Genomic DNA, 24,587 nt, shown 5'->3' with positions numbered 1-24,587 from the left:
AAGTTTTCGATGCGGTTGCATCGTATCAACTTTTCTGTTTTATTCGATGCGTCTGCATCGGAACCAGGGAGACTGCATGAGTCGTTCGAAGACACGCAACCGCACGACCGATAAGGCGCTGTGGCTGGCCGGAGCTCTGTTCACCGTGCAGGGGTTCGGTTCGGCGATCACTGAGGCTCAGTGGGGCACCAGTTTCGGAGTCGCCGGCCTCCTACGCGCTGTCGGCGTCCCCGGCTGGGCCGATCTTGCCTTGGGAACCGTCGGAGCCATGTTCCTGCTCATTGCGGCGTATCGGGCGGTGCGCCGATGAGCCTCCGAGGAATGGCGTGCGTGCTGGTCACGGCGGTGGCCGGCCTGCCCGTCGTGGCGGCCTGCGCGATCGCCACCGGCCCGGCATCGAGCCCGCGCGAGCCTGTCGTGCACACCTCGTCCGGCACCGTCGCCGGCGCCCATGTCGGCCGGGACCTGCAGCGGTTCAACGCCATCCCCTATGCCGCACCGCCGACCGGAGCACTTCGCTGGCAGCCGACGCAACCTGTCCAAGCGTGGAAGGGCGTCAAGGACGGCACCCGCACGGCCCCGCGCTGTCCGCAGAACGCCAATCCCGCCGACTCCAACCCGGCCAGCACCGCCGAGGACTGCCTGTACCTGAACGTCACCGCCCCCCGGACCGTGCCCGCCGGACAACGGCTGCCGGTGATGGTCTGGCTGCATGGCGGCGGCTTCACCCAAGGCGCCGGCGGCGACTACGACACCCGGCGGCTGGCGGAGGCGGGCACGGTCGTCGTGACCGTCAACTACCGGCTGGGCATCTTCGGCTTCCTCGGCCACCCCGCTCTGCCAGGCTCGGGCGCATTCGGCCTGCTCGACCAGCAGGCCGCACTGCGCTGGGTACGGCACAACGCGGCGGCCTTCGGCGGCGACCCGCGCAACGTCACCCTGTTCGGCGAGTCCGCGGGCGCGTTCAGCACCTGCGCTCAGCTGACATCCCCTGCAGCGGCGGGGCTGTTCGACAAGGCGATCATCCAGAGCGGCAGTTGCTCGATGCATCAGATGGGCATCGACCCCGCCGGGGGCGACACCGTGTGGCCATCGCGGCAGTCCGGCGAACAGATCGCCGCGGCCGCCGCTGGGCAGGTCGGCTGCACCGACGCCGCCCAGACGGTGGCCTGCCTGCGCCGGGCCCCTGTCCCAGCCCTGCTCGCCGCGCAGCAGAAGATTCCCGCCACCTGGGCGCCCTCGTACGGAAGCGACACACTGCCGCTCCACCCGGGCCGGGCGGTGGCCGAGGGACGCGTACACCCGGTGTCGCTCATGGTCGGCACCACCGCGCACGAGGCCCGATACTTCGTGGCCATGTACTTCGACGGTCCCGGCCAGCCCCTGAACCGTCAGACCTATCAGCAGTTCCTGCGCACCGCCTTCGGCAAGGACGCCCGGCGGGTCGCAGCCAGGTATCCCGTCAGCGCACACGGCTCGGCCTCCCTGGCCTGGGCGGCCATCGCCACCGACCGCGGATGGACCTGCCCGACCCGGGCGGGTAACCGCCTGCTCGCCCGCAAGACCCCCGTCTACCAGTACGAGTTCGCCGACGACACCGCCCCCAGACCGGCCGGGTTCCCCGTGCCCGCCACCTTCCCTCTGGGCGCGTACCACGGCGGGGAACTGCCCTACCTCTTCGACGGCCCCGGCGCCGCCACCGACCAGCCCCTGTCGGCAAGCCAACGCCGCCTGGCCGACCAGATGATCCTCCACTGGACCCGTTTCGCCGCCACCGGCAACCCCAACGACCCGGGCTTGCCCCGATGGAAGCCCCTGACCAGCACGAGCGCGAACCACACCCGCTTCTTTTCCTCGGCCCGAAGCAAAGACGACGGCTCCACCGAACACCACTGCCGCTTCTGGGACACACACAAGGAACAGAGCTTCAGCCCATGAGCTGGGCTGTCCTTCAGGCGATCACCGTCCGGCGGTTCAGACGCTGTCCTCGCCGCGGCCAGCGGCGCAGACGCTTCGGGACCCATCCCGGCTACTCGGCCCACTGGACGCATCTGCGCACCGGGTTCAGCGATGACGGCGCTCCGTACACGGAGGTGGCCGTGTATCGAGCCGGCGTTTCGCTCGTCCAGACCGGCACCCGTCATACGGCATCGGCTGACACACCCGGAACCGCGACTGCTTCGAACCGGGGAGTGGCTGGTGACCTGCTCCGGCCATCGGCTCCATGTCCAGCGGCCACCGCGACGGCGCCGCGCTTGAGCGGCGGCCCGTCCGAGCCGGATTCCGGACCGCCCCCTCTCTTTCTCTGCTTGTTCCACGTGACAGACAGCCCGGCCAAGGCCTCCACCGCCCAGCAAAGCCCGCCGAACACCGCCGGCCGGGCCCCCGACCTGGCCCGCGGTTTCATGTTGCTGGCGATAGCCTTCGCGCACGCTGCGCCTGCCGACAATCCCGTCCGGCCAGGTCATGGCCTTGCGGAGCGAGGACGCCGGGGTGCGAGCCTCCAACACCAGGGACGGCATCCACGTGCGGCATGATGATCGGTCGTGCTCCTCCGCCTGGCCTATCTCGCCGTCACGAACGCTTTCGCCGCGCTACGACTGCTACCGATGAGTGATCGGGACAAGGACACCGAAATCCTTGTTCTGCGCCACCAGGTCATGGTCCTGGAACGGCAACTCGGCGCTGATGCCAGGGGTGAGGTTCACCCCTGAGGACCGCCTCTTCCTGGCGGCGCTCCTGACCTCTCTGCCCCGAGCGGTCCTCGTCGAGTCCGGCTTGTCGTGCGCCCGGACACCGTCCTGCGCTGGCACCGCGAGTTGGTGAAGCATCAACATGCCCGTACCTGCCGGCCGAAACGCCGTGGGCGTCCGCCGACCGTCCGCTCCATCCGCATAGTCATCCTGCGCCTGGTCCGAGAGAACCCATCCTGGGGCTATCGGCGAGTGCACGGTGAACTCACCACGCTCGGCCTCAAGGTTTCTGCTTCCACAGTCTGGGAGATCCTCCAGCAGGAAGGCTTTGATTCAGCACCCGAGCGGGCCTCCACGACCTGGGCCGACTTCCTACGATCGCAAGCCGACGCACTCCTGGCTTGCGACTTCATCGAAACCGTCACCCTCAACGGACAGCGCCAATACATCCTCGCCGTCATCGAGCACGCCACCAGGCGCGTCCGCGTGCTTGGCACCACCGCTCACCCCACCGCGGCCTGGGTGACCCAGACGATAAGAAACCTCGTCATGGACCTGGATGACGCGAGCTGCCGGGCACGCTTCCTGATCCGAGACCGTGACGGCAAATTCCCCGCACTCATGAACGAGATCCTCACCGAAGCCAAAATCCGGACCGTACTCACCGGCATCCGGATGCCACGGATGAACTCCATCATGGAACGGTGGGTGCAGACCTGCCGCCGCGAACTCCTGGACCGCTGCCTGCTCTGGAATGAACGCCATCTACGCCACGCCTTGGGCGAGTACGAACGCTTCTACAACGAGCATCGCGCTCATCAAGCCCTCGACCAGGCGGCTCCGGTACGCGCTGTTCCTATCCCGATCGCCGAACCGGCGCGCATCATCGACCTGAGCATCCGTCGACGCGACCGGCTTGGCGGCATCCTCCACGAATACTCACATGCCGCTTGAACTGCACGGACGTAATTTTCGGCAGGCGCAGAGTCAGCCGGTCTGCTGGTGCCAGCGGTGCAGCAGGGCGGGGAGCTCGCCGAGCAGGAATTCGTAGAAGGCGTGCATCTGCGCCAGGCGGTGATGGGCGGGATCACCGTCAGCGGTGGCGGCGATCCCGGCGGCCGCGGCCTGGAGCATGGCCTGGATGACGGTGTTCTGGCTGGTGAACAGGGTGGCCCAGGCGTCGTCGCGGAGCCGGTAGTGCTCGCGGCGGCTGCCGGGTGAGGGCAGGCGTTCGATCAGCCCGACCGTGAGCAGCGATTTGATCGCGCCCGAGATCGACCCCGCGCTGGCCTCCAGCCGCTCGGCGATCTCTCCGGCGGTGACACTGTCCTGGTCGGTGAACAGGAAGACCGCCAGGGTGCGCGCGGCCATGCGCTGGAGCCCGCCCTCGATCAGCGTCAGGGCCAGCCGTTCCGCCGCGCGCCACTGTTCGAGCCTGTCGTTCACATGCGCCTCCGTCACAGCAGACAGGGTATCGAACACACTGACTCTTTAGAAATTTCTGAAAAGTCGTTATAGTTCTCGTATCGGCCTCTCGCGGGAGGTTCGACGGTGTGCCGGGAAGCCTGGTCGGCGACGTGAGGAGCCTCACGTGCCGACGAGGAGATGATCCCGATGACCTTGCTCAGCCGCTTGTACGGCGTGCGCCCCGCCCTGCGTCACCGGGTGCGCGTACGCCGGAACGTGGAGATCCCGGCCGCCGATGGCGTGCGGCTGCTGGCCACGCACTACTACCCGGCGGGCCGGCAGCGTCCGCCGCTGGTGCTGCTGCGCAGCCCGTACGGTCGCGGCAACGCCCTGGATCGGCTCCCGGCGCTGCTGGCCGAGCGCGGCTATCAGGTGCTGTATCAGAGCCTGCGCGGCACGGCCGGGTCCGGGGGCCGCTTCGACGGGTTCGTCATCGACCCGGCCGACGGTGACGGCACGCTGAGCTGGCTGCGCGCCCAGCCGTGGTTCGGCGGCGAGCTGGCCACGTGGGGCGCCAGCTATCTCGGCTTCGTGCAGTGGGAGCTGGCCGCCCGGGATATCCCGGAATGGAAGATCGCGCTGATTCAGGACGCGCCGTCGTCGTTCGCCGAAGGCTTCATGTACCCCGGCGGAGCGTTCGCGACCGGGAACGCGCTCGGCTGGGTGCAGCTGGTGGAGCGGATGTTCACCGGCGGCTACGGCGTCATCCGGCAGATGGCCGGGATGGTCGGCGCCGCGCGGCGGCTGTCGCAGGCCACACTCGCCCTGCCCCTGCAGGAGGCCGATCAGGCGCTGACCGGGCACCCGGTGACGTGGTTTCGGGACTGGGTCGGCCACGGTCCCGACCAGGAGTACTGGGCGAGCACCGACCACCGCGCCAACGTCGCGCGCATGCCGCCGGTGGTGCACCTGCAGGGCGGCTGGCACGACTTCTTCCTGCCCGGCATGCTGGCCGACCACGCCGCCCTGGTCGCCACCGGGCGTCAGGTGCGGCTGCTGGTCGGCCCATGGGGACACGGCCGCGGGCTCTACACCCGTGAAGGGCTGACCGACGCGCTCGCCATGCTGGACGCCGCCCTGCTCGGACGGCAGACGCCCGCGGGCGTACGACTGTACGTCACCGGGGCGGACCGCTGGATCGACGTGCCGGCCTGGCCACCCGTACACGAGGCGACCCCCTGGTTCCTGCACCCGGACGGCGGGCTCAGCCGCAACCCGCACGACGGCCACAGTTCTCCCAGCCGCTACCGCTACGACCCCGCCGACCCCACCCCCACGGTCGGTGGCACGCAGGTGGGCCTATCGGCCGGGGCGAAGGACAACCGCGCCATCGAGGCCAGAGCCGACGTGCTCACCTTCACCACCGCGCCCCTGACCGACGACGTCGAGGCCGTCGGCCCGGTCCGCGTGCGGTTGCACACGCGCTCGGACAACCCGCACGCCGACTACTTCGCCCGGCTGTGCGACGTGGACCCGCGCGGCCGGTCGATCAACGTGTGCGACGGCATCGTCCGCCTGCGCGACCCCGGCGACATCCGGACGGCCGAGGTCGTCCTGTGGCCGATGGCCCACAGGTTCGGGCGCGGCCACCGCATCCGGCTGCAGGTCTCCGGCGGCGCCCACCCGCGTTTCGGCCGCAACCCCGGCACCGGCGAACCCCTCGCGACCGGGACCGGGCTGCTCGCCTCCGACCACGAGGTCTTCCACGACGCCGACCACCCCTCAGCCCTCTGGCTGCCCCTCATCTCTGGAGCATCATGAAACTGCTCGTTCTCGGCGGCACCCACCACGTCGGCCGTGCAATCGTCGAGGCGGCGCTTGAGCGCGGCGATGAGGTGAGCACGCTGAATCGCGGGCTCAGCCGCGACCCCGCTCCCGAGGTGGAGGCGCTCATCGCCGACCGCATCGACCCCGAGGCGGTACGGCGAGCACTGGGCGATGGGCAGTGGGACGCGGTCGTCGACACCTGGGCCTGGGCGCCGCGGGTGGTGCGCGACAGCGCCCGCCTGCTGTCCGGCCGGGTCGGCCACTACGGCTACGTCTCCAGCCGCGGCGTGCACCGCTGGCCCTGGCCCGCGCACGCCAACGAGCAGGCTCCCCTGGTCGACGGCGACCCCGGCAGCAACGACGGCACCGACTACGCCGCCGCCAAACGCGGCGGCGAACTCGCCGTCACCGAGTCCTTCCCCGGGGCGGCGCTGCTGGCCAGAGCAGGGATGATCCTCGGCCCGTACGAGGACGTCGGCCGCATCCCCTGGTGGCTGCGCCGCCTGGAAAAGGGCGGACGTGTTCTGGCCCCCGCTCCCGCCGAGACGCCGCTGCAGTACCTCGACGTCCGGGATCTGGCCGCCTGGATGCTGCGCTCGGCCGAACGCGGCCTGAGCGGCGCCTTCACCACGACCGGCCCGCCCGACGCGATCACCCTCGGCGACCTGCTCACCACGGCGCTGGACGTCACCGGCTTCGACACCGACCTGGTATGGGTGCCGCCGGAACTGCTCGGCCGGCACGGCCTGCCGCTCGGCATGGAGCTCGGGCTCCGCCTGCCGGACGGCAGCGCGCCGCACGGCATGCACGACGCCGACGTCAGCGCCGCCCTGGCCGAAGGCCTCACCACGCGCCCGCTGCGCGACACTCTCGCCGACACCTGGGCCTGGCTCCAGGCCGAAGGCGACCCGGCACCCCGCGCCGACGCGCCCTCCCCCGACACCTGGCTGGACGCTGCCGCCGAACAGCGGCTGCTCGACCAGCTCTCCCGCTAAGAAAGCAGCACCTCATCATGCGCGCCATCATCATCGGAGCCGGCATCGCCGGCCTGGCCACGGCCCTGCGCCTGCACCAGATCGGCTGGGACACCCTCATCATCGAACGCGCCCCGGAGCGGCGCGGCGGCGGCTACGCCGTCACCTTCGGCGGCATCGGCTACGACGCCGCCGAACGCATGGGCATCCTGCCCGACCTGCTCACCAAGGGCTTCATCACCGACGAACTCGTCTACCACAAACCGAACGGCGAACGCCGATTCGCCCTCGACCGCGCCACCATCGCCGCCATCACCGGCCCGCGCACGATCACCATCCTGCGCGGCGACCTCGAAGCCGTTCTGTACGACAAGGTCAAGGACCACACCGAGATCCGCTTCGGCACCACCCTCACCGCCATCGACCAGGACGACCACACCGTCCGCGTCACCCTCAGCGACAACACCATCGAGGAAGCCGACCTGCTGATCGGCGCCGACGGCCTGCACTCGGCCACCCGCGCCCTGCAGTTCGGACCGGAAGAAGACTTCCTGCTCGACCTGGAGCACAAGGTCGCCGTCTTCATGCTCGACCGGCGGCCCGCGACCATCGCACCCGGTGCGACCGGCAGCCTGTCCTCACGCGGCCGTACCGCGGCGGTCATCAGCGTCGGCGACGGCCGCAACGTCGCCTTCTTCGGCTACCGCGCCGACCACACCCGCCCCGGCGAAGATGCGACCACCGAACTGCAGCGCGTCTACGGCGACCTCGGCTGGGTCATTCCCGAAGCCCTCGCCGGGCTCCAGCGGGCCGACGCGGTCTACTTCGACACGATCAGCCAGGTCGTGGCACCCTCCTGGAGCAGCGGACGCGTGGTGCTGCTGGGCGATGCCGCCTGGTGCGTCACCCTGTTCGCCGGCTACGGCTCAGCCCTGGCCGTCGGCGGCGCCGACCGGCTCGGCACCGAACTGGCCGCCCACCCCGGCGACATCCCCGCCGCACTGACCGCCTGGGAGACCGCCATCCGGCCCGAAGCCGAACGCAAACAGGAGCTCGGACGCCGCGTCAAAGGCGTCTACGCGCCCGCCAACCCGGTGTTGCTGTGGCTGACCCAACTCCCGCTACGCCTGGCCGCGCTCCCACCGGTGCGCCACTACATGACCCGCCGCTTCATCAAAGGCTGAGGAGGCGGCACACCTGGCCAGGTGTTGCATTCTTGGCACCTGGAAAGATCGCGCCCCTGACGGGGGCGCGGGTGTCGGTGAGCCGGAAAGCCTGGCCGGCCCGCGATCTTCCGATCACGGAGCTTGGCCCATCATGTGCGTGTGCGGCAGTGTCGCGATGGCCCGCGCCGCGGAGGATGATCCGGCAGGAGTACCCCTTCGGGTAGGTGAACCCTGCGCTCCTGCGCCCTCGCCCCGGGAAGGTCGGCGGAACGTAAATCCATTATGCCCTTCTTTGTGCTCCTTGATACGTTAATGACAGGTGTGCCGGGAAGTCTGGTCGGCGAATGAGTGACCCGACCCCTGCGACGAGCGGAGTTTCATGCCCGGCCCCACCCTGCGACGTGCGCCACGCCTGCTCAACAGGAACACGTGGCCAGAAGCCCGTCGCATCGCCGACATCCTGCGCAAGGAGACCATCGGTGGGGCTTTGCTGCTCGTCGCCGCACTGGCGGCGCTGATTTGGGCCAACTCGCCGTGGGCGCAGACGTACCAGGATCTACGCGCGATCGAGATCGGGCCCGCCGCGCTGCACCTGAACCTCGACCTGGCCACCTGGGCCGCGGACGGGCTGCTGGCGGTCTTCTTCTTCGTGGCGGGGCTGGAGCTCAAGCGTGAGTTCGTCGCCGGTGACCTGCGCGACGTGCGGCGGGCGGCGGTGCCGGTGGCCGCGGCGCTCGGCGGGGTCGTGGTGCCTGCCCTGGTGTACCTGGCGGTCACCGGCGGGGCGGATGCCGCCAGAGGATGGGCGATCCCCACCGCCACGGACATCGCCTTCGCCCTGGCGGTGCTGGCGGTGATCGGCCGGTTCCTGCCCGACGCGCTGCGCACCTTCCTGCTGACCTTGGCGGTGGTGGACGACCTGATCGCCATCGTCATCATCGCCTTCTTCTACACCTCGCAGCTGGCGGTGCTGCCGTTGCTGGCGGCGCTGGTGCCGCTGGCGGCCTTCGCGATGCTGGTACGGCGGCGGGTGCGCTCGTGGTGGCTGCTGTTGCCGCTGGCTTTCGCCACCTGGGCGCTGGTGCATGCCTCGGGAGTGCACGCCACCGTGGCGGGGGTGCTTCTGGCTCTGACCGTCCCCGTTCTGCCTGGGATGCGGGTGGGCGGGTCGGGGCTGGCCGAGCACTTCGAGCATCGGTTCCGGCCGTTCTCCGCGGCCATCGCCGTCCCCGTCTTCGCCTTCTTCTCCGCCGGAGTCACCCTCGGCGGGCTGGGTGGTCTGGCCGAGACGCTGACGGAGCCGGTCGCCTTGGGCATCGTGGCCGGGCTGCTGATCGGCAAGCCGCTCGGCATCCTGGCCGCCACCTGGCTGGTGGCCCGCTTCACTCGCGCCACTCTGGACGAAGGGCTGGCCTGGATCGACATGGCCGGGCTGGCCATCCTGGCCGGCATCGGGTTCACCGTGTCGCTGCTGATCGGCGAGCTGGCGTTCGGCGCGTCCGGTGCGGAGCAGGTCAAGGTGGCCGTCCTGGCCGGTTCTCTGGCCGCGGCGCTGCTGGCCACGGTGATCCTGCGGCTGCGTGCCCGCGTCTACCGGCGCATTCACGAGGCCGAGACCGCCGACTCCGATCAGGACGGCATCCCCGACCTCTACCAGTCTCCATAGCCGCCGTATGGGCGTGCGTGCCCGTTGTCATGGGGGAGATGGAACCGGTTCACCTTTGGCTTCACACGTTGCCGGCGTCATTCGGCTGAGCCTGCCACCTGCCGTAGAACGTCCCGGCGACCGCGGCGGCCAGGAGCTGCGCCGGCTTCCTGCGGAAGGAGGCCGCGCTGGTGGTCACGACCGGTTACCAGGCCAACCTCGCGCTCAGCGCCCTGTTCGCGCCGGACGACGTGCTGTTCACCGACCAGGGCGTACACGCCTCGCTGCTGGACGCCGCCCGCCTCGGCCAGGCCGAACTGCGGCGCTTCCGGCACAACGACGCCGTCATCCGCGCCGAGCCCGAACGCCGCCAGCGCGTCCTGGCGGCCGCCCGCCGCCTGCGCGCCGACCTCACCGGCCTCGGCTTCGACACCGGCCTGGGCATCACGCCGGCCGTCCCGATCCGGGTGGGCGAGCCGCTGGTCTGCATGCGGCTGTGGCGGGAACTCCTGAACGAAGGAGTCTTCACGGGCGCCCTGGTTCCCCCGGCGGTCCCGGACGGCACTGCGCTCATCCGCATCGGCGTCACCGCCGCGCACTCCGACGCCCAACTGAGCCGCATCGCGGAGGCGTGCGAGAAGGCAGGCCGCCGACTCGGCCTCATCCCCGCGCGGCGGCCGGCCCTCACCGGCTGACCCTCCGGGCGCCGGGCCGGCCCCTTCAGAGGGCCAGGGCTCGCTCGACGGTGCCTGAGTCCAGGTCGACGAGGAGCGCGTCGGGAAAGCGGAGGTCCGCCCAGAAGTCGCCGGGACTCCGCAGGCCCAGCAGCGCCTTCACCCAGACGGTCATCGCCATGCCGTGTGTCGCCACTACGAGCGGGCGGCCGCCGGTACGTACGAGATGCTCGGTGATCCCGGCGTCGAAGCGCTTGGCGACCTCGGCTCGCGGCTCCCAGTCCGCGTGGTCCGCGCCGTCCACGTACGTGCGCCGCAACTCCCGATAGTCGCCCTCCCATGGCTCCACCCGGGTGACCTCGTTGAACCGTCGGTCCCGCGCGACCGAGCCGTCGCCGCCCAGCGTCTGCCAGGCCTTCAGCTCATCGCTGGAGACGAGGCAGGCGTCTTCGGGCAGCCGCGCGACCAGCCGCCGGGCCGCCTGCCATCCCTCGGCGCTGAGCGTCCATTCGTGCGGTGGGACGGCCGGGCCGTAGGCGGGCATGGCATGGCGGACCAGGAACAACATGGGAGGAAACCTATCGAGCGTCCTGTCCTTGAACCGGAGCGCCTCGGGTCGCGCCGCGGTCATCCTTGCGTCGCAGGTGGTAGGAGACGGTGGCGGTGGCGAGCGCCGCGCCCGAGATCGGCCAGAAGCACTCCGGCAGCCATGCCCCCCATTCGGCCAGGACGAACCGGCCGGAGAAGGTCCATCTGAGGTAGGTCAGCCCGGCCACGGTGACGATGATCGAGACGAACCCGGCGGGAATGACCGCCAGCAGGGGCGGCACCCGCCGGCCGCGCAGCCCGGGCAGCCACCGGGGGAACACCTCGCCCCACCGCTGGGTCAGCCCCAGGGTGAGTACGCCGCCGAACGCGCCGAAGGTCGCCAGATAGGCCCCCGCCAGCCACAGCCCGCTCTCGCCCTCGGCCAGGAACTCGCGGCTCACGCCGAGCGGGATGCCCAGTGCCCAGGCCCACCGGGTGGCGCAGTACAGCAGCGGCACCGCGACCGCGACGTACACGGCCCGACGCCCCCGCTCGGGGGTGAACCAGGGCGCACGCGACCGGCGCCGGCCGTAGGCCAGCGCCGCGGCGGCCAGCAGCAACCCGCCGAGCACGCACACGAGTTGGTTGAGCACCGGCCACGGCCAGGCGTCGGCGAAGGTGGCGCCGCCCATGCCCCATCCGAAGACCGGCGCGACCAGCAACAGCGGCGTGTAGGCCACGCCCATCATGAGCCGGGAGTCGGGGATCACGAGGACCAGCAGAGCGGCGATCGGCCAGGCCGCCATCAGCGGAAGCCGACTACCGCTACCGCTACCGCTGCCGGCGCCGGTGCTGGTGCGGGTCAGTGCCAGCGCCGTCGCGGCGGTCAGCAGCGCGAAGGCGGCGACGGACCAGCCGAACCGAGGCGTGGTGCCGGCCAGGATGGACAGCGCTCCATCCGGATCGGGATCGGAGGCGCCCCAAGGGTAGCCGGGCAGCCCGAGCGCCCACGCCACGCCGAGCACACCGTAGACCAGCGCCCACAGCGCCGCCGCATGGCCTCGCCAGTTCGAGGTGATGGTTGTCATGGGATCAGCGTCGCTGGACGGCCCGCTGCCGAGGCAGATGCCGTTCGGCAGGGCTTGGTGCCGCCGAACGTGCCGTTCGGCACCCCTACGGGATCCGGTCGGGCGCGTATCGTCGCTCGGGTGAGTGCGGTTTCGGTCCTGGTTTGTGTCGTTCTGGCGGCTGCGGCGTTGTTCCGGCGGGAGTTCAGGTCACGCCTGCTCTGGCCGGCCTGTGCGGCCGCGGCCCTGTCCCTGGCCGTCACGCTGGCGTACGTCGTCGATGGCGCGCGGTCCTGGTGGGGCGCCGAAGTATCCGGCATGGTCGAGAGCCTGGTCCTCATGGCGCTTGGCGGCCTGGTGATCCGGTACGCGCCGCCGCGGCGGGCCGTACCCGGCGCACTCCTCGTGGGCGCGGCCTCGTCCGTGTGGATGTTGCGGTTCTTCGTGCCCGCCTCGCCGCTCGAAGGGGTGGGGGTGTGCGCGTTCTGGGGCACGGGCGCGCTCCTGGCCGCGGGGATCGGCGCCTACCTGCGCCTGGCCGATGTACGGCAGCAGCGGGCGGTGGCCGACGCCCGTACCGCGCTGCGGTTGCGGCTCGCCAGGGACCTGCACGACTTCGTCGCCCACGACATCAGCGAAATGGTGGCGTACGCCCAGGCGGGCGGGGTCGCGGGCGATCCGCGTCAGGCGCTCGAACGGGTCGAGGCGGCAGGTCAGCGGGCCATGTCGATGCTGGACCGCACCCTGGACATGCTGCACCACGACCGTCCCCGCACCCCGGTCGGCGACCTGAGCGGCATCCGCGAGGCCGCCGATCGTTTCTCCGCCGCGGGTCCCGCGCGCGTTCACCTGAGCATGGACGCTCCCGAGACCGTCCCGGCGGAGATCGCGGCGCTGGCCTATCGGATCGTGGTCGAAGGGTTGACCAACATCCGGCGGCACGCCCCCCACGCCGGCCGGGCCGACCTGAGCATCAGCGCCGCGGGCGACGTGCTGGAGGTCACTCTGTCCAACGACGGGGTGAACCGCTCGCCGGGCCGCCGAAACGGTGGCGGGTCGGGGCTGGCAGGGCTGGCGGCGCTCGTACGGGAGCAGGGGGGCGAGTTGGTCACGCGGGCCGTACCGGATGGGTGGTCACTGACGGCTCGCCTGCCGCTGGCACAATCGCACGCGTGGCCACCCGAATCCTCATCGCCGACGACCAGGAAGGCATCCGCGGCGCCTTCCGGCTCATCCTCGACGCCCAGCCCGACATGACCGTGGTGGCCGAGGCCGCGGACGGCCGTACCGCGATCGACACGGCCACGGCGATCCGGCCCGACGTGGTGCTCGCCGACATCCGCATGCCCGGCGCCGACGGCATCGAGGTGACCCGCGCCCTCGCCGGGACCGGCATCCGAGTCGTGATCGTCACGACCTTCGGCCTCGACGAGTACGTCCACGCCGCGCTACGTCACGGCGCCGACGGCTTCATACTCAAGCGTTCCGGCCCCACCCTGCTCATCGAGGCCATCCGCGCCGCGATGAACGGCGACATGCTCATCAGCCCGCAACTCACGGTACGGCTGCTGCGCGAACGCGGCCTGCCCCACGTCGAGACGCCGGACGTCGTCCTCACCGAACGCGAGGACGAGATCGTGGCCATGGTCGCCCACGGCAAGACCAACGCCGAGATCGCCGCCGAACTCTTCCTCGCCCCCGGCACGGTCAAGAACCACATCGCCGCCATCCAACGCAAGACTTCCACCCGTAACCGCGTCGCCATCGCCTCCTGGGCTTGGTCCACCGGCCGAACCCGACCCTGACCTCACCCTCCCTTACAGGTGGGACAGGTCGCGCCGCTGGTCGAGGTACCAGTTGCCGATCTGGGCCAGGTCGATGGTGGTTCTCAGGACCTCGGCGGCGGTCTCGGCCAGGACTTCGCCCCGCGGGGAAATGATCATGCTCGGGCAGTGTTGCAGAGGGTCCGCGACGTTGCAGGCCAGGACGAGGCCGCCCCCGAGGGTGAACAGGGCCGGGTGCTGCGCCGGGAGGGCCTCTACAGCTCCAGCATCGACTTGTGGCGACGCCAGCGTGACAACGGCGAACTGACTCCCGCGGGCCCGACCGCCGCATCGCGTGCCCGCAGAACGCCCGAGCAGTTGGAGCTGGAGCGGTTGCGCAAGGAGAAAACGGCACTGGCCCGGGACAAGGCCAAGGCCGAGAAGAAGCTGGCCCAGACCGAGGCCGCCCTGGACATCATGGGAAGAGCTCCTGATGTCCCTAGCAGATCTGTCCTGCGGAGGAGGCAACGGCCATGAGGCACGTGAAATGGGCTGGAGGCGGCTTGACCGGTGCTTGGACGTGTCTGCGGTCAAGCCGGGCGTGTTCCCCCGCCACCTCTTCCACCATGATCGTCCGTTGGGTGTCGCTCGGGTCTGGCTTGACGATGCGGTCTCAGGCGCCCAACGCCCGGCAGTGCAAACCGGCTCATTTCGATTACGCCACCGGCCCGCCGATGTGCCGGACGCGTGCCGAAGAGCATGTGACGAGCATGATCTCGGCCGTCTCCGCCTCGCAGAAGAGGACTGAGAATCGAGAAAGTGCTAGTCAGGTGGGGTGTTGAGTGGTAGGGCGCCCGATGCTCGAACCCGGAACCTACGGATTAAAGGTCGACAGATATTATGCTGGCAACTATCTCATCGTGTCTCAATGTATCACTCTGTCCATAAATCGCCATTACCAAGAATGTCCAAGAATGCCCTCCATGCCCCCCAGCGCGAGCGCACGGAGACAGCCGACCAACAACGACTCTTCACGCTCCAAGACGCCCGCGGCGCTATTAACGGCCAACTCACCCCGGTCGCGCGCCCCGACCCATGCCGAACATGAGGGGAGCACGGTGCGGAACCAGGTCGGATACTCGGCAGACCGGCGGCAAAACGGCGGCTTGCCGGGCCCGGTCGTCGAACGGCTCTCGGCCGTTCCGCCAGCCGCCCCTAGAAGATCGAGCATTTAGTGGCGAGGGCGGTGAACGTGCGATAGACCTGGTGTCGTGGACATTGGCAGGGGACTGCGGTTCAGTGTTCTGGGGCCGTTACGGGTGGCCGACATCGATGGGCCAATTTCGATTACCGCGGGGAAACAACGGGTGGTTCTGGCCACCCTTCTCCTCCACGCCGGACAAGAGATCTCCTATGACCAGCTGGCGGATCGCGTTTGGGATCACGACGCTCCAGACGACACGCGTAGCGCGCTGTACACACACGTGATGCGATTACGTCGGGTGATGGGCGACCGGGGAGAGGAACCCCGGCTGATTCGAACGCATGAGCACGGATACGTCATCGATGTCGAACACGACTGTTTGGATCTGACCCAGTTTCGCCGGCTCGCCCAGCGCGCCGAACGGGCAGCCAGAGAAGGCGACCTTCCCGGGGAGGCGGACCTGCTCGAGCAGGCGCTGAAGCTGTGGCAGAACCCCGTTCTGGCCAACGTACCTTCGGAGGTGGTGCACCGCGATGACGTCCCGCAGTTGGCTGAGGAGCGGGTGCGAACGCTGGAGCGCTGGTACGACGTCAACCTGATGCTCGGCCGCCATGGTCAGATCGTCGGAGATCTGTTGGTGGCAGCGGACGCGCACCCTCTGCGCGAAGGGCTGCGGGCCCAGTTGATGGTGGCGCTGTACCGGTCCGGCCGCCAGGCCGAAGCCCTCAAGGCGTACCACAACATGGCGACGCTGCTGCGCGAGGAGCTTGGCGTGGATCCCGGCAAGGAATTGCGGGCGTTGCAGCATGCCATTCTGAACGACGACGCCGACCTTGCCGCGCCTGAGCCGGGAACCGACCCGGGGATGGCCCGGCGGGAACTGAATCAGCGCATGCTCGCGGCGGACCCGGCGCTCATCGTTTCCTCGGCGAAGGCGCGGGTGGCCCCCCGGCAGTTGCCCGCTCCACCCACGCCGTTCGTCGGACGCCGCGACGAGCTGGCACTCCTGGACGACGCCTGTGCCGAGAGCGGCCCTGTGGTGATCTCGGCCATCGCCGGCGGCGGCGGGATGGGCAAGACCTGGCTGGCGCTGCACTGGGCGCACCGGAACATCGATCGGTTCCCAGACGGGCAGTTGTTCGTGGATCTGCGCGGGTTCAGCCCGGATGAGACGCCGATGGCTCCGGAGGTCGCGGTACGGGGCTTCCTGCATGCGCTCGGCGTCGAACCCGGCCAGATGCCGGATCAGCCGCACGCTCAGGCGTCGCTGTTTCGCAGCCTGGTGGCGAACAAGCAGATGCTGCTGGTGCTGGACAACGCCGTGGACGCCGCCCAGGTCGCTCCGCTACTGCCGGGAAGTGGGACGTGCGCGGTCGTGGTGACGAGCCGCAGGTGGCTCTCCGGCGTGACCACCCGGTACGGCGCGCGCCACCTGGCACTCGACACCCTCTCCGACGACGACGCACGCACGCTGCTGACCCGCAGGCTCGGCGCCGCGCGGGTGGCCGCTGGGGACGCGGCCGTGTCGGACGTGATCGCGCTGTGCAAGGGCCTTCCGCTCGCGTTGAGCATCATCGCCGCCCGAGCGGCGGCCCAACCGCGCCGGTCGCTGATGGGGCTGGTCGCCGAACTGCGCGACGAAGGACTCGACGCGCTCGACGACAACGATCCCTCGGCCAGCCTGCCGGCCGTCCTGTCCTGGTCGCTGCGGGCACTCACCGCTGAGCAGGCGCAGGTGCTGGCGTTGCTGGCGATCGCGCCCGGTCCCGACATCGGTCTGTACGCCGCCGCCAGCCTCACCGGGCTGCCGCTCGGCAAGGCCCGGACAGTCTTGCGCCATCTGGAGCAGGCATCACTGCTGGGCCAGGACGCGCACGCCCGGTACCGGATGCACGACCTGATCCGCCGTTACGTCGCCTCCCACCTACCGTCGGACACTGCGGCGTTGCGCCGGGTCGTCGGCTTCTACCTGCACACGGCGAGGGCAGCCGACACGCTGGTGCGTCCGAGCGGCGCGGTCATCGAGCTCGACCCACCCGCGCCCGGCACCTATCCCGCTCCGCTGCACGACGTCGCGGCGGCGCTGTCGTGGTTCGACAGTGAGCACCTCTGCTTGCTCGCCGCCCAGAAAACGGCCGCGGAACACGGCATGCACGACTCCGTGTGGGGAATCGCCTGGTACTTGAACAACTACCAGGACCGGCGAGGACATCTCCACGACCAGCTCACAGTCCTGCAGGCCGGCCTGGCCGCCACCATTCGCCGGGGCGACCCAGAGGCCGAAGGCCGCATGCGCAGATTGCTCGGGAACGTGTCTGCCAAGCTCGGCCGGCACGACCAGGCGATCGACCACCTGCACCACGCGCTGGCGCTGGCCGGCAAAACCGGCGACCGCCTCGACGAGGCCCGCACCTACCGAGCGATCGCGGTGGCCTGGATGCGCCAGGAGAACTACGAGTTGGCGCTTGATCGTGTCACCCGAGCACAACAGATCTACCATGCCCTCGACGAGCCGGCCTGGGAGAGCGACGCACTCAACGACATGTCCTGGTACGCCGCGAAACTGGGCCGCTACGACCTCGCCCGTGAGACCGGCGAGGCTGCACTGCAGTTGGCGCGCCGCACACGGGAGCGCTCCGTCGAGGGGAGCACACTCGACACACTGGGATACGTCAACCACCTCAGCGGCAACCATGCTCAGGCGGTTCAGCACTACCGCGACGCGCTGAGGCTCCTCACCGAAATCGGCAGCCACTACTATGCCGCCAACACGCTGGAGCGGCTCGGAGAGACGTACGTCATGCTCGGCAGCCACGACGAAGCTCACGCCGCGTGGCAGCAGGCCGTCGCGATGTACCAGAAGCAGGGGCGCGCTGATGACGCCGCCCGCGTCCAGCAACGGTTCGAGGAATCGAGTCCGCCCACCCCCGGGCATTCGGGCGCGGCGGCGGGACTTCCGTTGTCATGACGACACCATTACGACGCGTGTCGACCATTCGGTTCACGATGGCTGACCTTTGGGGGCTTACTGGTCGGGCAATATGACCAGCAGTTCGTGGTCAGGGCGTCTGTCTGACCAACGTCGATCAGTAGCTCGGCCGGTGGGCGGAGGCCATCGACGCCCACGAGCAAGCGCTCCTCCTCGCCCTCGATGAGGAGTTGTGTAGCGGGAGCTACCACGAGGCGGCACCTGTGGACAGGTGCCGGAGAACGCGGCTCGGCCCGGCTCCACTGGCGTAGATGGGCCACCCGTTCTGTACACCTCAGCCCCAACCAGTCGCCCGTCCGCGACACCGACGGTGATGGAGCGGCAACTGTGACACGGGCCAACGGAACGACGCGGGCCGTCATCGCTACTGGACGAGGAAGGCGGCTGCCGTTGGAGAAGAGGCCGCAGCGAGACCGGCGGAACACGAGCTTCCTAGTACCAGTCGAACCAGAACATGTCGGGGTACGGCCCAGAGTGGTAGCAGAGGCTGACGCCGTAGTAGATATCCCACTCCCCTCGCGCTCTCTGGCACTCCTGCCAGGTCCGGAACGGGCCCACCCGGCCGCCCATGATTTGGGCAGAATCGCTGGCCGATGGCCCTGCTCCACGAAGCCGGCCGCCTTCGGCCGCTGTAGCTGGTGCTGCTGGTACGGCCATCGCGGCAGCGATGGCCGTAGCGACCACTAACCTTTTGACGAGGTTCATTTGTCAGCTCCACTTCGCTCTGTCGGACTGAATTCCAGTAACGCTGGCGTGAATACGCTCAAGGCGAGCGCAAATGGTGTGGTTCGAGGACTACGGGCTGCGGCCAAGGCGGCGGAGTACGACGGCGGAAACGCGGCTCGCCGGGAGAAATCCGAAAAGTCGGGAGTCGGCGCTTTCGAGGGTGTTGTCCCCGAGCACGGCGAGGTAGCCGTGAGGAACGACCCCCTGAGTCGTGTCGTGCCGCCCGGCCAGCTCGGGCGGCACGGGATCACCGCTCACTGCGGCGACCCTCTTCAGCATCTGGAGAGAGGATGAGTCGGTCGGCGGCGGACTCAGGACGACCACCTCGCCGACCTTGACGCGGCGCGGCCGACTCCGCCTGGCCAGCAGGCGGTCCCCGTGGCGGTAGGCGGGCTCCATGCTGGTGCCGGTCACCGTCACAATGAGCAGGCGGCGGCGCGCGTAGAGGAGACCGGCCGCGATGCAGACCGAGGCGCCTGCCAGGACGGCGGCTATCATCGGCGGACCGCCTGCGGCAGGAAGAGGGCGATGAGTGTGTCCAGGGCGATCGCAAAGAATGCCAGCAGCGCACCGGCGAACAGCGTGATGACCACTCCCGCGGGGTGGGTGAGGGCCGAGCCGGAAGCGGGTACGAGCGCGCCGGTGGCCCCGATGACGGCCAGGACGATGTTCCTAGCGATGTGGTGCCGGCCCAGCGGCTGTCCCGATGAGCCGAAGCAGCGGCAGACGGCGGCCTTGCGGGTCGGTTTCGGCGATGCGGCGAACTCCTGGGTTCCTTTCAGCGAAGCGGCGATGCCGAGGGAGAACCCGCAGAGCAGGGCGGCCGCGAGGAGCAGTCCAGCGCGCTCCGCCCCCGGCGTCAGGACCAGCACGATGACGGCGAGCTCGGCGGACACGATCGTGATGGCTGCCGCCCGGGCCGCCGAAGCGGGAAACACGCCGAGATCACGCATAAACGACACGAACTCGGCCGGGCCGCGTAGCTTGCTCACCAGCGCGGCGAGGAAGACGAGGGCGATGACGACTCGGCAGAGGTGAACCACGTAGATCATGGGGCGCGCTCTCCCATCTCGGCCAGCAGGGCGGGTTCGTCTTGGCACTGGCCGGCCTGAAGCTCCTCTTGGTACTGGACGGTCTGGAGCGTGTCCTGGTACTGGCTGGCCTGGAGGCGGAAGAGCTCGGCGTATGTGCCGGGGAGCGCCATGAGCTCGTCGTACGTGCCGTCCTCGACGATCCGCCCCTCGGACATCACGACGATCCGATCTGCGTCGCGGGTCGCGCCGAGGCGATGAGAGATCAGCAGGCTGGTCAGGCCGGAGCGATGCGCCCGCAGGCTGGCATGCACCTCGTGCTCGGCCATAGGGTCGAGGCCGGACGTGGGCTCGTCCAGGATGACGAGGTCGGGCCTGTCTCTGAGGAGAGCGCGGGCCAGCGCCACCCGTTGCCACTGCCCCCCTGACAGGGGCACTCCCGCCTCCGTGTCCTCCCCGTCCGACTCGGAGACGAACATCCGGCTCAGCAGGGTGTCGTAGCCGTGCGGCAGCGCGTTGATGGGGTCGTGGACACCGGCGAGCCGGGCGGCTCGTTCAATCCGGCTTGGGTGCTCGATGACCGTCAGGTCGCCCAGTCCGATGTTCTCGGCCGCGGTCATGTCGTACTGCATGAAGTCCTGGAAGACTGCGCCCGTCCGCCGCCTCAGTTCGGGCAGGGAGAGCTCTCGCAGGTCGACGCCGTCCCAAAGGATCTGGCCGCGGGTGGGGTCGTAGAACCGGCACAGAAGCTTGACCAGCGTGCTCTTCCCGCATCCGTTCCGGCCTACCAGCGCTGTGGCCTCGCCGTACGCGATGAAAAGGCTGACCCCGCGAAGGGCCCACGGATGCTGGTCGGAGTACCGGAACCAGACGTCCCGAAGCTCGATGCCCGAACGCAATGCGGGCACCGGGCGAGGTGACGGCGGGGACGGCAGGTCGGGGCCGGCACGGGTGACGGTGAGGAAGTGGTCGAACATCAGCAGCTGCTGATGCGCCGAAGTCATGGTCGAGGTTGCCGAGCCGATCGCACCCTGGATGCCGGCGACCGCCGCGACGAACATGGAGACGTCACCGAGGCCGATCCGGCCCGACTGGGCGGCGAGCGCGGCCCAGAGAAGGCCGCCCCCGGCCAATGCCGCAGCGAACAGCGCGAGCCCGCCGTGCACGGTAAGTTCGTGCCGGTCGGCCCTGGCACTCTCCCGGTTGACGCCGACCCGCTCGGCGAGCATCCGCCGTCGCAGGAACGGCCCGGTACCGAACAAGCGGAGTTCCTTCGCTGCCGGGATGGTCGACAGGAGACTCGCGTAGAACCACTCCCGGCGCTGCGCCGGGCTGAGCCGCCACAACATCGCCACCTGGCGGCGCGACAGGCTCAGCTCCGCGCAGAGGACCGGCACGGCGGCCAGCATCACCACCACCGCCATGAATGGGCCGACCGCCATGAGTGAACCGACAAAGCCGACTGCCATCAGGATCGTGGCCAGCAGGTCCAGCGCGCCGTGGGCGATCTGCGCGGGCGCCTGGCCACCGGACTGCTGCGCCATGCGCAGCCGATCGAGGAAGGCCGGATCCTCGAAGCGGGCCAGCCCGGCGAACCGGTCGACCGCGGCGAACAGCCGATCCTGGGACAGCAGACCGACCGCGCGATCGGACTCAGCCCGCAAGTAGTGGGCAGCACGCGGAAGGACGGTCCCGACCAGCGTCGCACCGGCGAGTCCGGAGGCGACAGGAAGGACGCCGCCCGCCGTCACACCGGAGGCCAACTGGTCGAGTAGTTCCTTGGTCAGCCAGGCCACCACGACCGGCAGCGCGCCTGACGCCACCCGGCACGCGCCCAGCAGGATCAAAGTGTAGGGCGCCGCCTGCCAGAAGATCGCGAGAGCCGCTGCCAAAGCGGGCCCGCGTGCGTTCCCCATCACGCCGCGAAAGTATGGGCCAGGTCGGCGGCGTCGAGGGTGCTTCCCCTGACGACGCCGTCTTCGACGTGAAAAAAGCTGGGGAAAGCCCGTACCCGGAACGCGGTGGTGATTCCCGCCGCCGGATCCGTCACGGTCACGACCCTGGCCACCGGTCGCAGGGCCGCCACCATGTCGGCGGCGTTCGCCCGCGCCCCCTCGACGACGGCCAGCAGGCCGGTTGAGCCATCGGAGCGCCCGGCCGCCCAGTCGACGAACACGGGCAACTGCTCGTGGCAGGAATCGCAATCTGTTGAGAAGAACGCGATCGTGGTTCGGCCGACGAGAGAATCCCGGTCGATCGGCTCGCCCTCGGTGGTGAAGGCAGAGAACTCGCCCACGAATTCCCCCACCGCGAGAAGGGGCCCCGGTCCCGCACCGCGATTCACGCCAGCCGCCAACACATCGCCGTGCTCGCGTAATCGCCGGACGACGCCATAGGTGAAGACGAGGTTCAGGACGCACAACAAGGTTAATCCGATAACGGCGACGACCAGATATGTCATATGATCCTCCGCAGTGGGACGACGACCCGGGCGATGCGTTTGCGGCACCGCCCAGGTCGATCGCCGACTAGCAGTTAATTCCTGAATCGAAGCAATAATTGTCACACTTCAGGACCCCTCCGGCCCCGGGCTGACCCTCCCACCAGCATCTCCTGTAGTGCTGGGTGAGCTCGAACGGATTGGGTTTCCAGCAGCCGCAGTACTGGACGACTACCGCGGCGGCGGTGGTACGGGGTGCGACTAGCTGCACCAGCCGGTCACCGATGTGGGCGAGCAAGGACATGGAATACCTCCCGCTGAATGGTGATCGTGTGCGGCTGGGCTCAGCAGAGCCTGCCGTTGTACCACGCCCCCTTAACCGCGGGGTGAATGCCCAGGGTGATGACGCCGGGCCCGACACACTTCTCGTAGTCGGAGTGGACCAGTCGGTCCACGTAGATGATGACGTTGTTGTAATCACAGTGGTTGTACTTCGCGAGGCCGCTGGAGACGAACCAGCCGCACGGAGCGTCCATCGCCGCCGATGTGGCGGCGTGCACAGGGGCCGAACCGACGCCGACCATTCCCGCGGCCACGGCGAGGCCGACGAGGGCCGTTCGCGCTTTCCTGAACACTGGCGAATCCTTTCTTCGATTACCGGATTACCGGATACTGAATTCGGCGGCTGTCACCAGGGCACTGAGAAGCTGTGACGGAGGCCGACTTCCGCGGAGGCGCCCGGCGGCACCGTCACGGGTTGCCCCTCGCACGCGGGACCGTCATAGACGGTGATCGGAGCGTTCGTCCTGTTGGTAACGTGGGTGAAACCCGGGCGGGCTTGGCCGCAGCCGGCCTGGGGGTTGTCGATCACCCGCTGGTACCCAGCGGTGTCACGAAGGACGAGGTGGCCGGTCGCGGCCGACGCGGAGCCGGCCGTCGCACCCGCCAGCCCCGCGGCCATGACGGCCACAATCACGCCTCTCTTGATCTTCGACACTCGTTTCTTCCTTTCGGTATCGCCCGACAGCGGCGCCGACACCGAAACTCTGCACAACCGCTCTGGCGCATCCCTGGCTTCGAACTGACGTCGGTCTGGCCGAGCGGAACGTGGCGGCGTAGGGATGGGTGCCGAATATTGCGTCACAGGGGCTGATCTGGGGTTTTGCTGTGCTCGATGGCTCGGCTCCGGCAGGATGGCTCTGCGGCTGTTGTACTTGATCGTGTTACGGGTATTCGGGTGGATCGCGCTGCTCGCCCGATCGCAGGCGTCCAAGGACGCAGAAATTTTGGTATTGCGGCATCAGCTGGGTGTGCTTCGCCGCCAGGTGGCCGTTGCCCGGCCGTCGTGGGCGGACCGGGCGATCCTTTCTGCGCTGGCGCGGCTCCTTCCCCGACGCCGCCGATGTCATCTGTTCGTGACACCGCGGACGCTCCTGCGCTGGCACGCCGATCTGGTGAAGCGACGCTGGACCTACCCCCGGCATGGGCCGGGACGGCCACGGATCCGACCCACCATCCGGGACCTGGTGCTGCGCCTGGCCGCCGAGAATCCGGGCTGGGGTTATCGGCGCATCGCCGGTCAGATCGCCGGGCTGGGCCGGAAGGTGTCCCCGGCCACGGTGCGGGCGGTCTCGAAGAGGGGCCGGCTTCGATCCGGCGCCCCGGCGCAGCGGTCCGACCTGGGCGCAGTTTCCTCAAAGCGCAGGCGTCCAGGATCCTGGCCCGCGACTTCTTCAGCGTCGAGACGGTCATGCTCGCGCGACTGTACTGCCTCGCCGTGGTCGAGCACGCCACCCGTCGCGTGCACGTGCTGGGGATCACGGCGCACCCAAACGCCGGCTGGGCCGCCCAGCAAGCCCGCACCCTGATACTCGCCCTGGGGGATCGGACCGGCGACTTCCGACTCTTGATCAGGGACCGGGACGGCACGTTCACCGCTCTGTTCGATGAGGTGGTCACGACCGAGGGCATCCGCGTGGTGCTCACCGCACCCCAGGCTCCTCGGATGAACGCGATCATGGAGCGGTGGGGTGGGCAGCGTACGGCGCGAGTTACTCGACCGGATCCTCGTCATGAACGAACGCCACCTGTTTAAGGTCCTTGCCGGGTACGAGACCTACTTCAATGGGCATCGTCCGCACCGGGCCCTGCAGCAGGCCAGCCCGCTGCGAGCGCTACCCGATCCGGTCGACGCCGATATCAAGGTCACTCGACGAGACCGGCTCGGTGGCCTCCTGCATGAGTACGTCCAGGTCGCGTGAGACGACACAATATCCGGCACCCACACGCACCCCCGTCGCGGCACAGATCGCCCGCCAATGCATCCCCCGGCGCGGCCAACCGCACGATGTCGCCGCCGCCGCCGTCGTCTTCTTCGCCAGCCCCACAGCCGCCTTCATCACCGGCCAATCCCTGCACGTCGACGGCGGCTGGCTACTTCACTGACCGCACGC

At 69.3% G+C, this 24,587-nt stretch carries 27 protein-coding genes; 17 read left to right on the top strand and 10 right to left on the bottom strand.

Annotated features, from left to right (window positions below):
• The first annotated feature begins 76 nt into the window (after positions 1–76).
• The 4 genes from AB0I81_RS18945 to AB0I81_RS18930 all read left to right on the top strand — a co-directional run bounded on the left by AB0I81_RS18945 (position 77) and on the right by AB0I81_RS18930 (position 3,647).
• Positions 77–310: a hypothetical protein gene (locus tag AB0I81_RS18945; protein WP_360658146.1), complete on the top strand. Its 234-nt coding sequence runs from the start codon at positions 77–79 to the stop codon at positions 308–310.
• Positions 307–1,938 carry a carboxylesterase family protein gene (locus AB0I81_RS18940; RefSeq protein ID WP_360658143.1) on the top strand — a complete coding sequence of 544 codons (1,632 nt, stop codon included), beginning with the start codon at positions 307–309 and terminating at the stop codon, positions 1,936–1,938. The genes AB0I81_RS18945 and AB0I81_RS18940 overlap by 4 nt, the downstream gene beginning before the upstream one ends.
• Positions 1,939–2,546: 608 nt before the next feature.
• Complete coding sequence (locus tag AB0I81_RS18935) at positions 2,547–2,714, top strand: hypothetical protein (protein ID WP_360658140.1); 168 nt, start codon at positions 2,547–2,549, stop codon at positions 2,712–2,714.
• A 69-nt stretch (positions 2,715–2,783) separates the two neighbouring features.
• The gene (locus tag AB0I81_RS18930) at positions 2,784–3,647 is read left to right on the top strand and encodes an integrase core domain-containing protein (RefSeq protein WP_360658137.1); all 864 of its coding nucleotides are present in this window, start codon (positions 2,784–2,786) and stop codon (positions 3,645–3,647) included.
• A gap of 33 nt (positions 3,648–3,680) precedes the next feature.
• Here the strand turns inward: AB0I81_RS18930 and AB0I81_RS18925 are convergent, their stop codons facing one another.
• Positions 3,681–4,154, bottom strand: coding sequence for a helix-turn-helix domain-containing protein (locus AB0I81_RS18925; RefSeq protein ID WP_360658134.1), 474 nt, complete (start codon positions 4,152–4,154; stop codon positions 3,681–3,683).
• Between the two features lie 153 nt (positions 4,155–4,307).
• On the opposite strand from AB0I81_RS18925, the gene AB0I81_RS18920 reads away from it, so the two are divergent.
• The 5 genes from AB0I81_RS18920 (at position 4,308) to AB0I81_RS18900 (ending at position 10,407) form a co-directional block, all read left to right on the top strand.
• A complete protein-coding gene (locus AB0I81_RS18920; RefSeq protein ID WP_360658131.1) occupies positions 4,308–5,921 on the top strand; it encodes a CocE/NonD family hydrolase in 1,614 nt (537 codons plus the stop codon).
• On the top strand, positions 5,918–6,922 hold the full coding sequence (locus AB0I81_RS18915; protein ID WP_360658128.1) for an NAD-dependent epimerase/dehydratase family protein: 1,005 nt from the start codon (positions 5,918–5,920) through the stop codon (positions 6,920–6,922). Before AB0I81_RS18920 ends, AB0I81_RS18915 begins: the two co-directional genes overlap by 4 nt.
• 17 nt (positions 6,923–6,939) lie before the next feature.
• Entirely contained in the window at positions 6,940–8,085 is a 1,146-nt protein-coding gene (locus AB0I81_RS18910) for an FAD-dependent monooxygenase (RefSeq protein WP_360658125.1), read from the top strand.
• Positions 8,086–8,446: 361 nt separating this feature from the next.
• Positions 8,447–9,733, top strand: a complete 1,287-nt coding sequence (gene nhaA, locus AB0I81_RS18905) for a Na+/H+ antiporter NhaA (protein ID WP_360658122.1) — start codon at positions 8,447–8,449, stop codon at positions 9,731–9,733.
• Positions 9,734–9,903: 170 nt separating this feature from the next.
• Positions 9,904–10,407, top strand: a complete 504-nt coding sequence (locus AB0I81_RS18900; protein ID WP_360658119.1) for an aminotransferase class I/II-fold pyridoxal phosphate-dependent enzyme — start codon at positions 9,904–9,906, stop codon at positions 10,405–10,407.
• Between the two features lie 25 nt (positions 10,408–10,432).
• On the opposite strand, the gene AB0I81_RS18895 is transcribed toward AB0I81_RS18900, so the two are convergent.
• Both AB0I81_RS18895 and AB0I81_RS18890 read right to left on the bottom strand, forming a co-directional pair.
• Complete coding sequence (locus AB0I81_RS18895) at positions 10,433–10,954, bottom strand: histidine phosphatase family protein (protein ID WP_360658116.1); 522 nt, start codon at positions 10,952–10,954, stop codon at positions 10,433–10,435.
• A 10-nt stretch (positions 10,955–10,964) separates the two neighbouring features.
• Positions 10,965–12,002 carry a hypothetical protein gene (locus tag AB0I81_RS18890; protein WP_360658113.1) on the bottom strand — a complete coding sequence of 346 codons (1,038 nt, stop codon included), beginning with the start codon at positions 12,000–12,002 and terminating at the stop codon, positions 10,965–10,967.
• 120 nt (positions 12,003–12,122) lie between these two features.
• Between AB0I81_RS18890 and AB0I81_RS18885 the strand changes: the two genes are divergently transcribed.
• Positions 12,123–13,238: a histidine kinase gene (locus AB0I81_RS18885; protein ID WP_360658109.1), complete on the top strand. Its 1,116-nt coding sequence runs from the start codon at positions 12,123–12,125 to the stop codon at positions 13,236–13,238.
• On the top strand, positions 13,154–13,786 hold the full coding sequence (locus AB0I81_RS18880; RefSeq protein ID WP_360658106.1) for a response regulator transcription factor: 633 nt from the start codon (positions 13,154–13,156) through the stop codon (positions 13,784–13,786). Before AB0I81_RS18885 ends, AB0I81_RS18880 begins: the two co-directional genes overlap by 85 nt.
• Positions 13,787–13,798: 12 nt before the next feature.
• Here the strand turns inward: AB0I81_RS18880 and AB0I81_RS18875 are convergent, their stop codons facing one another.
• A complete protein-coding gene (locus AB0I81_RS18875; protein ID WP_360658103.1) occupies positions 13,799–13,924 on the bottom strand; it encodes a hypothetical protein in 126 nt (41 codons plus the stop codon).
• Between the two features lie 9 nt (positions 13,925–13,933).
• Between AB0I81_RS18875 and AB0I81_RS18870 the strand changes: the two genes are divergently transcribed.
• Together AB0I81_RS18870 and AB0I81_RS18865 are read left to right on the top strand one after the other, a co-directional pair.
• A complete protein-coding gene (locus tag AB0I81_RS18870; protein WP_360658100.1) occupies positions 13,934–14,281 on the top strand; it encodes a hypothetical protein in 348 nt (115 codons plus the stop codon).
• A 782-nt stretch (positions 14,282–15,063) separates the two neighbouring features.
• Complete coding sequence (locus tag AB0I81_RS18865; protein ID WP_360658097.1) at positions 15,064–17,916, top strand: BTAD domain-containing putative transcriptional regulator; 2,853 nt, start codon at positions 15,064–15,066, stop codon at positions 17,914–17,916.
• A gap of 816 nt (positions 17,917–18,732) precedes the next feature.
• On the opposite strand, the gene AB0I81_RS18860 is transcribed toward AB0I81_RS18865, so the two are convergent.
• The 6 genes from AB0I81_RS18860 to AB0I81_RS18835 form a co-directional block, all read right to left on the bottom strand.
• Entirely contained in the window at positions 18,733–19,161 is a 429-nt protein-coding gene (locus AB0I81_RS18860; protein ID WP_360658094.1) for a S26 family signal peptidase, read from the bottom strand.
• The gene (locus AB0I81_RS18855) at positions 19,158–19,715 is read right to left on the bottom strand and encodes a MauE/DoxX family redox-associated membrane protein (protein ID WP_360658092.1); all 558 of its coding nucleotides are present in this window, start codon (positions 19,713–19,715) and stop codon (positions 19,158–19,160) included. The genes AB0I81_RS18860 and AB0I81_RS18855 overlap by 4 nt, the downstream gene beginning before the upstream one ends.
• Positions 19,712–21,610 carry an ABC transporter ATP-binding protein gene (locus tag AB0I81_RS18850; RefSeq protein WP_360658611.1) on the bottom strand — a complete coding sequence of 633 codons (1,899 nt, stop codon included), beginning with the start codon at positions 21,608–21,610 and terminating at the stop codon, positions 19,712–19,714. Before AB0I81_RS18850 ends, AB0I81_RS18855 begins: the two co-directional genes overlap by 4 nt.
• On the bottom strand, positions 21,610–22,155 hold the full coding sequence (locus AB0I81_RS18845) for a hypothetical protein (RefSeq protein WP_360658089.1): 546 nt from the start codon (positions 22,153–22,155) through the stop codon (positions 21,610–21,612). The genes AB0I81_RS18850 and AB0I81_RS18845 overlap by 1 nt, the downstream gene beginning before the upstream one ends.
• 323 nt (positions 22,156–22,478) lie before the next feature.
• A complete protein-coding gene (locus AB0I81_RS18840; RefSeq protein ID WP_360658086.1) occupies positions 22,479–22,769 on the bottom strand; it encodes a DUF6355 family natural product biosynthesis protein in 291 nt (96 codons plus the stop codon).
• Positions 22,770–22,822: 53 nt separating this feature from the next.
• A complete protein-coding gene (locus AB0I81_RS18835) occupies positions 22,823–23,131 on the bottom strand; it encodes a hypothetical protein (RefSeq protein ID WP_360658083.1) in 309 nt (102 codons plus the stop codon).
• Positions 23,132–23,255: 124 nt separating this feature from the next.
• Here AB0I81_RS18835 and AB0I81_RS18830 point away from each other — a divergent pair, with 124 nt between their 5' ends.
• The 4 genes from AB0I81_RS18830 to AB0I81_RS18815 are packed head-to-tail and all read left to right on the top strand — an operon-like array spanning position 23,256 to position 24,579.
• The gene (locus AB0I81_RS18830; RefSeq protein ID WP_360658080.1) at positions 23,256–24,002 is read left to right on the top strand and encodes a helix-turn-helix domain-containing protein; all 747 of its coding nucleotides are present in this window, start codon (positions 23,256–23,258) and stop codon (positions 24,000–24,002) included.
• Positions 23,885–24,229, top strand: coding sequence for a hypothetical protein (locus AB0I81_RS18825; RefSeq protein WP_360658639.1), 345 nt, complete (start codon positions 23,885–23,887; stop codon positions 24,227–24,229). Before AB0I81_RS18830 ends, AB0I81_RS18825 begins: the two co-directional genes overlap by 118 nt.
• Complete coding sequence (locus AB0I81_RS18820) at positions 24,165–24,395, top strand: hypothetical protein (RefSeq protein ID WP_360658077.1); 231 nt, start codon at positions 24,165–24,167, stop codon at positions 24,393–24,395. The genes AB0I81_RS18825 and AB0I81_RS18820 overlap by 65 nt, the downstream gene beginning before the upstream one ends.
• Positions 24,373–24,579: an SDR family oxidoreductase gene (locus AB0I81_RS18815; RefSeq protein WP_360658074.1), complete on the top strand. Its 207-nt coding sequence runs from the start codon at positions 24,373–24,375 to the stop codon at positions 24,577–24,579. The genes AB0I81_RS18820 and AB0I81_RS18815 overlap by 23 nt, the downstream gene beginning before the upstream one ends.
• Positions 24,580–24,587: the final 8 nt, after the last annotated feature.

Source organism: Nonomuraea sp. NPDC050404 (assembly GCF_040655495.1).
In the GTDB taxonomy this organism is placed as follows: domain Bacteria; phylum Actinomycetota; class Actinomycetes; order Streptosporangiales; family Streptosporangiaceae; genus Nonomuraea.
The sequence above is the reverse complement of the archived record's forward strand: the minus strand, read 5'-3'. Positions and strand labels throughout refer to the sequence as shown.